The organism is Alteriqipengyuania triglochinis (assembly GCF_054655655.1).
Window position 1 is genome coordinate 571,321 of sequence record NZ_BAAHNC010000002.1, and the last position, 11,447, is coordinate 582,767.

General features: G+C 66.0%; 9 protein-coding genes. 4 read left to right on the plus strand and 5 right to left on the minus strand.

Going from position 1 to position 11,447, the window contains the following annotated elements; genetic code table 11:
- Genes lnt through ACYQ0L_RS08590 form a run of 3 tightly spaced genes read left to right on the plus strand, consistent with a single transcriptional unit; the run spans position 1 to position 4,110 of the window.
- Positions 1-1,563 carry an apolipoprotein N-acyltransferase gene (lnt, locus tag ACYQ0L_RS08580; RefSeq protein WP_459788657.1) on the plus strand — a complete coding sequence of 521 codons (1,563 nt, stop codon included), beginning with the start codon at positions 1-3 and terminating at the stop codon, positions 1,561-1,563.
- 48 nt (positions 1,564-1,611) lie between these two features.
- Positions 1,612-2,832, plus strand: a complete 1,221-nt coding sequence (gene metK / locus ACYQ0L_RS08585) for a methionine adenosyltransferase (RefSeq protein ID WP_459788658.1) — start codon at positions 1,612-1,614, stop codon at positions 2,830-2,832.
- An 18-nt stretch (positions 2,833-2,850) separates the two neighbouring features.
- Positions 2,851-4,110 (plus strand): DUF418 domain-containing protein, encoded by a 1,260-nt coding sequence (locus ACYQ0L_RS08590; RefSeq protein WP_459788660.1) that lies wholly within the window; start codon positions 2,851-2,853, stop codon positions 4,108-4,110.
- Here the strand turns inward: ACYQ0L_RS08590 and ACYQ0L_RS08595 are convergent.
- The 4 genes from ACYQ0L_RS08595 to ACYQ0L_RS08610 are packed head-to-tail and all read right to left on the minus strand — an operon-like array spanning position 4,107 to position 7,568.
- Entirely contained in the window at positions 4,107-5,249 is a 1,143-nt protein-coding gene (locus ACYQ0L_RS08595; RefSeq protein ID WP_459788661.1) for a CaiB/BaiF CoA transferase family protein, read from the minus strand. The genes ACYQ0L_RS08590 and ACYQ0L_RS08595 overlap by 4 nt on opposite strands.
- Before the next feature lie 10 nt (positions 5,250-5,259).
- On the minus strand, positions 5,260-5,925 hold the full coding sequence (locus ACYQ0L_RS08600) for a CoA transferase subunit B (RefSeq protein ID WP_459788662.1): 666 nt from the start codon (positions 5,923-5,925) through the stop codon (positions 5,260-5,262).
- A 4-nt stretch (positions 5,926-5,929) separates the two neighbouring features.
- Positions 5,930-6,841 carry a hypothetical protein gene (locus ACYQ0L_RS08605; protein ID WP_459788664.1) on the minus strand — a complete coding sequence of 304 codons (912 nt, stop codon included), beginning with the start codon at positions 6,839-6,841 and terminating at the stop codon, positions 5,930-5,932.
- Between the two features lie 13 nt (positions 6,842-6,854).
- Positions 6,855-7,568 carry a CoA transferase subunit A gene (locus tag ACYQ0L_RS08610; RefSeq protein WP_459788665.1) on the minus strand — a complete coding sequence of 238 codons (714 nt, stop codon included), beginning with the start codon at positions 7,566-7,568 and terminating at the stop codon, positions 6,855-6,857.
- A gap of 428 nt (positions 7,569-7,996) precedes the next feature.
- Here ACYQ0L_RS08610 and ACYQ0L_RS08615 point away from each other — a divergent pair, with 428 nt between their 5' ends.
- On the plus strand, positions 7,997-10,306 hold the full coding sequence (locus tag ACYQ0L_RS08615) for a CDC48 family AAA ATPase (protein ID WP_459788666.1): 2,310 nt from the start codon (positions 7,997-7,999) through the stop codon (positions 10,304-10,306).
- A 34-nt stretch (positions 10,307-10,340) separates the two neighbouring features.
- Here the strand turns inward: ACYQ0L_RS08615 and ACYQ0L_RS08620 are convergent, their stop codons facing one another.
- A complete protein-coding gene (locus ACYQ0L_RS08620; protein ID WP_459788667.1) occupies positions 10,341-11,429 on the minus strand; it encodes a mechanosensitive ion channel family protein in 1,089 nt (362 codons plus the stop codon).
- Between the last annotated feature and the right edge of the window lie 18 nt (positions 11,430-11,447).

Sequence of the window (11,447 nt, forward strand, 5' to 3'; positions counted from 1 at the left end):
GTGCTGAGCCGGGCGCTGCAGCATCCGCGCATCGTGATCGCGCTGCTCGGCGCGATCGCAGCGCTTGGCTACCCGCCCCTCCATCTCTGGCTGCTGGCGCTTCTCGGCCTCGGCGCGGGCGCCGTCCTGATCCGCTTCAGCGGCTCGGTCCGCAGCGCGTTCTTTCGCGGCTGGCTGTTCGGGCTGACGCATTTCACCTTCACCAACCTGTGGATCGCGACCGCGTTCACCCATCAGGACCGGATGCCCGCGATCATCGGCTGGCTCGCAGTTCCCGTGCTTTCGGCCTATCTCGCGCTGTTCCCCGCCGCCGCCTTCGCGATCGCCTATCGCCTGACGCGCGCGAAGAGCACGCTCGCCTACGCGCTGGCGCTGGGCGGGGCGTGGATCCTTGCCGAATGGCTGCGCGCGACCTTGTTCACCGGCTACGCCTGGGGGCCGTTCAGCCTCGCGCTGCTCGGGCCGTTCGACCGGGCGGGGCTGGCCGCGCCGCTGCCGCTGACCGGCACCTATGCCCTGTCGGGCCTCGCGGCGCTGCTGTCTGTCGCGCTGATCGACCAGCTGCTGCGCCGTGCATGGCTGCGGGCCGGGCTCGGCTCGGTCCTTCTGATCGTGGCCATGTACTGGCCGTACGGCGATGGCGCGGAGGGGACGCTCGATTACACGCTGGTCCAGCCCGATCTCGGTCAGGCTGCGCTGAACGATCCCCGGCAGTACGAGCCGAGCTTCCTGACGATGGCGGCACTCTCGACCCGTCCTCCCGAAGAGGAGGACGCGCGACGCCTGGTGCTGTGGCCCGAAGGGGTGCTGCCCGACTATCTGCGCGAGGGCTATCCTGATCGTTACTACGACGCGACTACCGCCGGGCGCAGTCCTGAGTTCGCGCGCACCCGGATCGCCCGCGTGATCGGGCCGAACAGCGTGCTGCTGACGGGGACGATGGATCTCAAGATAGAAGGGGAGCGCGCGGTTGCCGCCTATAATGTCGTCAGCGTGATCGATGACGAGGGCGAGATCGCTGCGGGCTATCGCAAGGCGCACCTGGTCCCCTACGGCGAATATCTGCCCTTCCGCGACCTGCTGGAACCGCTCGGCCTGTCACGCATGGTCGCGGGTTCGATCGATTTCCTTCCCGGCCCCGGCCCGCGCACGCTCGATCTCGGCGAATACGGACGGGCAGGCATTCAGGTCTGTTACGAAATCATCTTCTCGGGCCAGATCGTCGACCGCGCGGATCGGCCCGATTACATCGTCAATCCGTCGATCGACGGATGGTTCGGGCCCACCGGACCGCCACAGCACATGGCGCAGGCGCGCATGCGTGCGATCGAGGAGGGACTGCCGATCCTGCGTGCGACAACCACCGGCATCAGCGGGGTGATCGATGCACGCGGCGTTGTGCGCGAGCATCTCGGGATGGGCGAGCGCGGTCGGCTTCAGGGCAAGGTGCCGCTGGCCGGTGCACCCACGCTGTTCGCGATGATGGGCAACTGGTTGGCGCTCGTCTGGGCGCTGGCGCTTCTCGGCGGCTCTCTTATTGTAATGCGGCGGATGCCGCACTAGGGCCCTTATCGAGACATAAAGAACTCTTTATATCGAGGTAATCCCCCCATGCGCAGCAGCTACATCTTTACGTCCGAAAGCGTTTCGGAAGGCCATCCGGACAAGGTCTCCGACCAGATCTCTGACGCGATCGTCGACCTGATGCTGAGCAAGGATCCCGAATCGAGGGTCGCTTGCGAAACGCTCACCACCACGCAGCGCGTGATTCTCGCGGGCGAGATCCGCTGCGCGCCGATGTACGACAATGGCGAATGGAAGCCGGGCGCGGCAGAAGAAATCGAAAAGGTCGTGCGCGACACGGTGAAGGAGATCGGTTACGAACAGAGCGGATTCCACTGGGAAACGCTGACTTTCGAAAACCACCTGCACGGCCAGTCAAGCGAGATCGCGCAGGGCGTGGACGCGGGCACCGAAGGGTCTAACAAGGACGAAGGCGCAGGCGATCAGGGCATCATGTTTGGCTATGCCTGCAACGAGACGCCGGACCTGATGCCCGCGACGCTGGATTACAGCCACAAGATCCTCCAGCGCCTCGCCGACGACCGCAAGTCGGGCGCGGCGCCCTTCCTCGAACCGGATGCCAAGAGCCAGGTCACGCTGCGTTACGAAAACGGCAAGCCCACCAAAGCCGTCGCGATCGTCGTCTCGACCCAACACGCGCCGGGCTATCACGAGGGCGACAAGGAAGCCGAGCTCAAGAACTACGTGAAGAAAGCGGTAGGCGAAGTGCTGCCCGCGGGCTTCATTGGTGACGACACGGTGTGGCACATCAACCCGACGGGCGCGTTCGAGATCGGCGGGCCCGATGGCGACGCCGGGCTGACGGGCCGCAAGATCATTGTCGATACCTATGGCGGTGCCGCACCCCACGGCGGTGGCGCGTTCAGCGGCAAGGACCCGACCAAGGTTGACCGCTCGGCCGCTTACATCACCCGCTATCTGGCGAAGAACGTAGTGGCGGCGGGCCTCGCCACGCATTGCACGATCCAGCTTTCCTACGCCATCGGCGTGTCCGAGCCGCTGTCGGTCTATGTCGATTTGCATGGCACCGGCACGGTCAAGGAAGAAGCGCTGGAAGACGCGATCCGCGGGATGGCCAAGCTGGGCGGCCTCACCCCGCGCGGCATCCGCACGCATCTGGGCCTCAACAAGCCGATCTACCGCCAGAGCGCGGCCTACGGCCACTTCGGCCGCACCGCGACAGGCGACACCTTCCCGTGGGAGCGGACCGATCTGGTCGACGATCTGAAGGCTGCCGTGGGCAAGTAAGCCGCCCACTAGACCGAGATGAACCGGCCCGGCACTCCGCTGACAGCATCCGGGGCGCCGGGCCTTTTTGCGTCCGGCTCCGAGACTGGTGGCCGGATCGTCGCGCTCGATGCGCTGCGTGGCATCGCCGTCGCGGGCATCGCGCTGATGAACGTCTATATCTATGCGCTACCGCCTGCGGCCTATTTCAATCCGGCGGCGGCGGGCAGCGAGAGCCTGCTCGACTGGCTTGTTTGGGCGCTCAGCTTCGTCTTTATCGAAGACAAATTTCGCAGCCTGTTCGCCATGCTGTTCGGCGCAGGAGTCGCGATCTTGATCGAGCGCGCGGCCGCGACAGATGGTGCGCACCCGACTCGCGATCATATCCTGCGCATGGTGGTGCTGTTCGGCATCGGCGCGGCGCACGCGATCCTGCTCGCCAATAACGACGTCCTGCGACTTTACGCGATGGCGGGCCTCTTTGTGCCGCTGTTCCTTGGCTTCGGCGCGCGCGGGTTGCTGGTTGCGGGCGGCGTCCTGATCGCGCTGCATACGCTGGGCGGCACGCTGCTCGGCTATTTGTGGCTTACTGCGGAGCCCGACAGCGCGGCGGCGATCCTGCCCGCACAAGCTTTCGGCAGCGATCCTGCCGCGTTGGAGTATGCCCGGACAATCGGTGCCGAAGGCTTTGGCGAGCGAGTGGCGCGGCGCATCCTCGGCTTCTTTGCCGCTCTGGAAACACAGGTGCCGGGCATCCCCTCGACGCTCGCCATGATGCTGGTCGGCGCGGGGCTGTGGCGCAACGGTCTTCTCCAGGGCGAGTGGCAGCGGGCCCGATGCCTCGGGCTCGCGACACGCATTGCGCTGATTGCGCTTCCCGCACTTGGCGCTCTCGTCATGGTCGATATCTGGGCGCAATTTCGCGGGGCAATGGTTGGCCCGGTCGCGCTGTTCTGGTCGCTGCCCTTCGATCTGCTGCTGGCGGTCGGCTACGCAGCGCTGGTGATGGGCCTGTTCGCCGAGAGCGACAATGTGCTGCGCCGGGTTCTGGCGAGCGCGGGTCGGCTCTCGCTGACAAACTACCTGCTCACCAGCCTGATTTTCGCGCTGCTGTTTTACAGCTGGGGGCTGGGCCTCTACGGCGCGCTGCCACGCAGCGGCGCCTTCGCCCTCGCCTTTGTGCCGATTGCGCTGATGATGGCGTGGTCCCCCCTCTGGCTCGCGCGGTTCCGGCAGGGGCCCTTCGAATGGCTGTGGCGCAGCCTCGCGCGCGGCCGGTTCGGCCCGATCCTGCGCTAGTCGTCTTGGCCAAGCCTCGGTGAAGGCTCGCCCAGCGCCAGCTGCGCATCGGAGAATGTGAACGGGCTGCGCAGGCCGGTGAGCCCATCGGCCATAGGGAAAGTCATTCCGCGCGCCTGCACCTGCGGTTCCTCGAACACCTCGGAGACCTCGTAGATCGGCCCGGCGGGGACCCCGTTGGCCTCGCAAGCCTTGAGCAGGGCGTCGCGGTGCCATTTGGCGGATTCGCCTGCGATGATCCCGTCGATCTGCGCCCGGTTGGCGATCCGCGCCTCGTTGGTGGCGAAGCGTTCGTCTTCCAGCAGGTCGTGCCGTTCGAAGACTTCGAGCAGCTTGCGGAACAGCCGGTCGTTTGCGGGCGAGAGCACCACCGGTCCATCCTTCGTTGGGAACACGCCATAGGCGCTTACCTGCGCGTGCATGTTGCCCATCCGGGGAGGGTTCTCGCCCGTGGAAAAAAAGCTCTGTGCCTGATGGGCGAGCAGCGCGACCGAGCAATCGTAAAGCGCCATGTCGATATGCTGGCCTTTGCCGGTCCGCGCGCGCATCGCGAGCGCGGCCTGGATCGCGATGGTCGAGTAGAGACCGCAGAACAGGTCCGAGATCGACATGCCGTGCTTCATCGGCTCGCCCTCCGGTTCGCCGGTCAGCGCCATGAACCCGCTCATCGCCTGGATCACGAAATCGAAACCCGGCTCGTCGCGGCGCGGCCCGTCCTGTCCGAAACCGGTGATCGAGCAATAGACGAGGCGCGGGTTTGCGGCGGAAAGCGCCGCGTAATCCAGTCCGAACTTCTCAAGCGTCCCGGGCTTGAAATTCTCGAGCACGACGTCGGCTTCGGCCGCCAGCGCCTTGACCCGCGCAAGATCCTCGGCGGTGCGGAAGTCGGCGGTGATCCCGCGCTTGCCGCGGTTGCAACCGTGATAATATGCCGCTTCGCGCGCGCCGTCCGACCGCTCTACGAAAGGCGGGCCCCACAGACGGGTGCCGTCGCCTTCGGGCGCCTCCACCTTGATCACGTCCGCGCCGAGGTCCGCCAGCGTCTGCCCGGCGAAGGGACCGGCCAGGATGCGCGCGAGTTCGAGGACCCTCAGCCCGGCGAGCGGGGCGTCAGGATTGCGGGGTTCGTCGAGCCACATTGCGAGCGGTTCAGGCGTTTTCGAGCGCGACTTCGTATTTCGCAGTCGTACTCTTCGCGATGTCCTCTTCGGTTACGCCGGGGGCCAGCTCGATCAGGCGGAAGGCGCTGTCGTGATCGGGGCGCTGGAACACGCCGAGGTTGGTGATGATCATGTCGACCACGCCGGTGCCGGTCAGCGGCAGCGAGCATTCGGGAATGAACTTGGGATCGCCGTGCTTGGAGGTATGGTCCATCACCACGATGATCTTCTTGACGCCCGCGACCAGATCCATCGCGCCGCCCATGCCCTTGATCATCTTGCCCGGGATCATCCAGTTGGCGATGTCGCCGTTCTGCGCAACTTCCATCGCGCCCAGTACGGTCAGGTCGATGTGCCCGCCGCGGATCATCGCGAAGCTGGTCGCGCTGTCGAAATAGGCGGAGTGCGGCAGTTCGCTTATGGTCTGCTTGCCCGCGTTGATAAGGTCGGCGTCCTCCTCGCCCTCGAGCGGGAAGGGCCCGATGCCGAGCATCCCGTTCTCGCTCTGCAGGGTGACGTGCATGCCTTCGGGAATGTGGTTGGCGACGAGTGTGGGAATGCCGATGCCCAGGTTGACGTAATAGCCGTCCTGCAGTTCGCGCGCGGCGCGGGCGGCCATCTCGTCACGGCTCCAGCCGGTCGTTTCGTCGGTCATGAATTCAGCCTTCTTCGGGAGGGGATATGATGGGAGCGGGCGCGAGAAACCACGCCTCGCCGATCAGCGGGTCGAGCGCGGCCGCCGCGCCGGGATCCTTGAGAAACGCGAACAGCTCGTCGAAATCGCGCATTTCGTCGCCGAGGATCGCGACGACGCAGAAATCCTCGGCAGCATCTGCCCGGCGGGTCGCCTTGGTTTCGTCCTCGTATCGCACGAGGTAGAGTTCGTCTGCCCCGCGCCCATCGAGCCCGGTGCGCAGCAGCATGCGGCGCACGGCTCCGGCGCGCACGGCGGTATGGCGCGAGAGCCAGAGCACTGCGACTTCCTGCGCGCGCAGGGTCGCGAGGACCTGGATCAACTCCCGGGGCGCGGTTGCCTTGTCGTCCAGCGGGGCCTCACCATCGCCGGGATCGATGTCGACCAGCACCGCGGTCTGCGCGATGGCGCACTCGGTGCGTTCGGGCCGCAGGCCAACGGGGTCGGCGAGGAAGGCAGACTTGCGCCTGGTTTCGGTGAAGGGATCGGCCTGCGCCACGGCGGTGACCTTCGCGAAAAGGCCCGACAGAGTGCCGTCGTCCTCCAGGTCGGCTTCCGACGGGGCCGGCATCTCGGCGAAAGGCGCAAGCCCGATCACTTGGGAGGAGGAAAGCATGGCGACCTGCTCGTCGACCGAGGTGGTAGTCCGCGGCCCCGGCGGCTCGTCGGTCGCCGGGGCGGCTTCGCCGGCGGTGCGGCCGGCCCCCTCTAGGGGAGCGCCGGACGGCTGCTGCGGTTCGGCAGGCTCCGGTGGTTTGTAGTCGCGGTTGCCTTTCAGCATCAGCCCCCCCGCCGCGAGCGGAAGCGCGGCCGCGACGCAGCCGCCGAGGGCGGAGGCGGAGCCGAGCAGGAGGATCGGGGCGAGCAGGCGGATCATCGTGTTCGGTCGGTCAGGCCGCCTCGCGCACGGTGCGGAACTCGATCTTCTTGTCGTAGGGCGCGCCCACGATCATCCGCTGGACGAAGACGCCCGGCAGGTGGATGCTGTCGGGATCGAGCGTGCCGGCGGGCACGATCTCTTCCACCTCGACCACGCATACCTTGCCACAGGTCGCGGCGGGCACGTTGAAATTGCGTGCGGTCTTGCGGAAAACGACATTGCCCGTCTCGTCGGCCTTCCATGCCTTCACGACCGAGAGATCGGCGAAAATGCCTCGTTCCAGGATGTAGTCCTGCGGGCCCTCGCCCGTGTCGAACTGCTTGACCTCCTTGCCCTCGGCCACCTGCGTGCCCACGCCGGTCTTGGTGTAAAACCCGGGAATGCCTGCGCCGCCTGCGCGCATCCGCTCCGCCAGTGTGCCCTGGGGGCAGAATTCGACCTCCAGCTCTCCGGCAAGGAACTGGCGTTCGAACTCCTTGTTCTCGCCCACATAGCTACTGATCATCTTCTTCACCTGCTTGGTGCGCAGCAGCTTGCCGATCCCTTCGTTATCGATCCCCGCGTTGTTGCTGGCGAAGGTGAGGTTCTTCACCCCGCTGTCGCGAATCGCGTCGAGCAGTCTTTCGGGGATGCCGCAAAGGCCGAAACCTCCGCTGGCGATCAGCATGTCGTCCTTGAGCACACCCTCGAGTGCGGCTGCGGCGTCGGGAAAGAGTTTCTGCATGGGTCTCCGGTGGGTCGAAGGTGGGAGGATTGCGCGCAGGTTTAGGGCTTCGGCGCGGTCTTGTCATCCCGCGGGACAACGCTGAAATGCTGCACTGCAACACACCATTTCTGATCTGGTAGCGATATCATTGGCGAAAAACCGATAGAGCGGGTGAGTTGCAAATTTTTCAACGATCGATGTTCTTTTCGCACTTGCGAAACGAATCGTGCTGCGCCACAACAATGAGGCCTTTCAGGCATCCTCTCCCAAACTTCATACCCGGCTGGTTCGCCAGCCGGGTTTTTTCTTGTCCGGAATCCGCGAATCGGCGGTTCGCGGACCCATGTTCGGGCTCGGTCATTCCAAAATGGACGATGCGACCTATTTAGGCCGCCACGCGCGTACCGGAGAAGACGGTGCGCAGACGACGGGAGTAAACGTACATCATGGCCGACAGCGAAGCCGCGACCGAAGACAAGAACGTGCGCCTGCAGGTGGCTGCCGCCCGCCAGGAAGAAAGCGGGCGGGGCGTCGCACGCCTGCCGCGCAGCGCAATGCAGACGCTCGGCGTGACCGAGGGCGATGTCGTGCAGCTTTCGGGCAAGCGCTCCACCGCCGCCATCGCGATGGCCGCCTATGACGAGGATCAGGCCCTGTCGGTGGTCCGACTGGACGGGTTGCAGCGCGCCAACGCGGAAGTCGGCTCGGGCGAGCATGTGAAGATCGAAGCCGCGCAGTCGCGTGCGGCGACTCGTGTGGTGTTCGCACCGGCGAGCCGCGAGATGCGGCTGCAGGGGCCGACCCAGGCGTTGAAGCGCAACTTCTTCCGCAAGCCGATCACCGCGGGCGATCTGGTCGCCACCACCGGCCAGCAGCCGGTCCAGAACATGCCGGCCGAAGTCCAGCGCATGTTCAACGCGCCCGCCTACGCGCTCACCCAGATTCGCCTGCGCGTCATCAGCACCGCCCCCAAGGGCATCGTCCATATCGACGAGAACACCGAGATCGAGCTGCGGCCCGATTTCGAGGAGCCCAAGGCCGGGCGCTCGGTCGTCAATTATGACGATGTCGGCGGGATTTCGGACACGATCCAGCAGTTGCGCGAAATGGTCGAGCTGCCGCTGCGCTATCCCGAACTCTTCACCCGCCTCGGAGTCGATCCGCCCAAAGGCGTGCTGCTGCATGGCCCGCCGGGAACGGGGAAGACGCGGCTGGCGCAGGCCGTCGCCAATGAAAGCGATGCCGAGTTCTTCGCGATCAACGGGCCAGAGATCATGGGCTCGGGCTATGGCGAATCGGAAAAGCGCCTGCGCGAAGTGTTCGAAAATGCGAACCAGAACGCACCCGCGATCATCTTCATCGACGAGATCGATTCGATTGCCCCCAAGCGCGACAGCGTGCCGGGCGAAGCGGAAAAGCGTCTTGTCGCCCAGCTGCTGACGCTGATGGACGGGCTCGAATCGCGCTCCAACATCGTGGTGATCGCGGCGACCAACCGTCCCGATGCGATCGACGAGGCGCTGCGCCGCCCCGGCCGTTTCGACCGCGAGATCGTGATCGGCGTGCCCGACGAGAATGGTCGGCGCGAAATCCTCGCGATCCACACCCGCGGCATGCCGCTGGGGGAGGGCGTCGATCTGAAGGAACTGGCCAGGGTCACGCACGGCTTCGTCGGCGCGGATATCGCGGCGCTGGCGCGCGAGGCCGCGATCGACGCGGTCCGCAGGATCATGCCGCAAATCGATCTCGACGCGCAGACGATCCCGCCCGAAGTGCTCGAGAACCTGCATGTCGGACGCGATGATTTCCTGTCGGCGCTCAAGCGCGTCCAGCCCTCCGCCATGCGCGAAGTGATGGTGCAGGTGCCCGATGTCGGCTGGGACGATCTCGGCGGCATCGACGATGCGATCGAAAAGCTGAAGGAAGGGATCGAGCTCCCGATCCGCAACCGCGAGGCGTTCCATCGGCTCGGGATCCGGGCAGCCAAGGGCTTCCTGCTCTACGGCCCGCCGGGCACGGGCAAGACGCAGCTGGCCAAGGCCGTCGCCAAGGAGGCGGACGCGAACTTCATCTCGATGAAGTCGTCGGACCTGCTCTCCAAGTGGTACGGCGAGAGCGAGCAGCAGATCGCCAAGATGTTCCGTCGCGCACGCGCGGTTTCGCCCTGCGTCATCTTCATCGACGAGATCGACAGCCTCGTGCCCGCGCGCGGTTCGGGCAGCATGGAGCCGCAGGTCACGGGCCGTGTCGTGAACACGATCCTCGCCGAGATGGACGGGTTGGAAGAACTCCAGTCGGTCGTCGTGATCGGCGCGACCAACCGGCCGACGCTGGTCGATCCCGCGCTGCTGCGCCCGGGCCGGTTCGACGAGCTGGTTTACGTCGGCACGCCCGACGCCAGGGGGCGCGAGCAGATCCTCGGCATTCACACCGGCAACATGCCGCTGGCCGCCGACGTCAGCCTGTCGAAACTGGCGGGCGAGACCGAGCGGTTCACCGGCGCAGACCTGGAAGACGTGGTCCGCCGCGCCGGCCTCGTCGCGCTGCATCGCGCCGGCTCGGATGTGCAGGAGGTCACCATGGCCGACTTTACCGAGGCGCTGAAAGACAGCCGCGCTTCGGTGACGTCCAAGATGGAAGCCGAATACAAGAAGATGCGCGGGGAGCTGAAGAAGCGTGCGGCAGAGCCCATGCCGATCGGCTTCATCAGTGAAGGCATGGTCGAATCGACTCGCGAATCGAAGCACGGCGACTAGGTCGCCGCGGGCAGGGCGGGTGGCGACGTGTTCGCTACTCGCCCCGGTCGTTCGCGGCCTCGACCTCCAGCCGGTGGCGGATCAGCGCGACCGGCTGGTTCTCGCGTAGCCATTGCAGCATGTATTCGCGCACAGCGCAGCGCAGGTCCCACACCTCGCCGATGCTCGCCGCCGTCATCGAAAGGCGCAGCGCGATGCTCTCGGGAAAAGCGTCGGTGAGGAGCGCGGCGGCGTCGCGTTCGTCCCACAGCGGATGATCCTGCAGGAAATCGAGAAACGCCTGCCGGATCGGCGGGACGTCCGCGATGGGATCGAGGTTGAGCATCACCACGCCCGTCAGCCGGTCGGCGGAGCGGGACCAGTTCTCGAAGCTTTCCTCGAAGAACTTGCCCGTCGGCACCACCAGCACGCGCTCGTCCCACACGCGGACCATGACGAAGGTCATGCGGATTTCTTCGACCCGGCCGGTCACGCCGTCGACTACGACCATGTCGCCGATCCGGATCGGTTCGGTCAGCGCCATCTGGATGCCCGCGATCAGCGATTTGAGCGCCGGCTGCGCGGCCGCGCCGATCGCCAGCGCTGCAAGACCCGCCGATGCCATCAGCGTCACCCCGACCTGCCTTACGCCGGGGATGCTCAGCAGCATCAGCGCGATGGTGATGACAATGATCAGGCTGGAGGCGGTTCGTCGGAAAATCTCAATCCGGGTCTTGCGGCTGCGCATGTGAATCGGGTCGAGCCGCTTTTCCATCCGCTGCTCGTGCGCAGTCGCCCACCCCGTGATGAAGGCCAGCGCGAGCCATCCCAGAATGACCGGAGCGATGAAATCGGACAGCGCCTCCCATGCCGGGCGGATCGCGTCGGATCGCTCCGCCACCGCCGAAATCGCGATCGCCACCGCCAGCCAGCGCGACGGCGCGCGCACGGCCTCGACCACCGGCTGGCCGTGTCGGGCGAAGCCGTGCGCGGTCGCGCCTCGCAGCAGGCCGAAGGCGAGCCGGTGGACCACGAGCGCGACCACCACCGCCACGCCGAGGATGGCGGCGTTCACCAGCAGTTCCTCCGGCGAGACGGGCCAGGTTTCGGGCCAGAGCGTTCCGATCGAAGAGATGATGGTCATGGCAGGGGCGTATGGGCC

Coding starts and splice junctions, on each gene's coding strand:
- ACYQ0L_RS08590 (WP_459788660.1), top strand. CDS start 2,851: ATGAACCGGCCCGGCACTCCGCTGACAGCATCCGGGGCGCCGGGCCTT.
- ACYQ0L_RS08605 (WP_459788664.1), bottom strand. CDS start 6,841: ATGATCCGCCTGCTCGCCCCGATCCTCCTGCTCGGCTCCGCCTCCGCC.
- ACYQ0L_RS08610 (WP_459788665.1), bottom strand. CDS start 7,568: ATGCAGAAACTCTTTCCCGACGCCGCAGCCGCACTCGAGGGTGTGCTC.
- ACYQ0L_RS08600 (WP_459788662.1), bottom strand. CDS start 5,925: ATGACCGACGAAACGACCGGCTGGAGCCGTGACGAGATGGCCGCCCGC.
- ACYQ0L_RS08615 (WP_459788666.1), top strand. CDS start 7,997: ATGGCCGACAGCGAAGCCGCGACCGAAGACAAGAACGTGCGCCTGCAG.
- metK (WP_459788658.1), top strand. CDS start 1,612: ATGCGCAGCAGCTACATCTTTACGTCCGAAAGCGTTTCGGAAGGCCAT.
- ACYQ0L_RS08620 (WP_459788667.1), bottom strand. CDS start 11,429: ATGACCATCATCTCTTCGATCGGAACGCTCTGGCCCGAAACCTGGCCC.
- ACYQ0L_RS08595 (WP_459788661.1), bottom strand. CDS start 5,249: ATGTGGCTCGACGAACCCCGCAATCCTGACGCCCCGCTCGCCGGGCTG.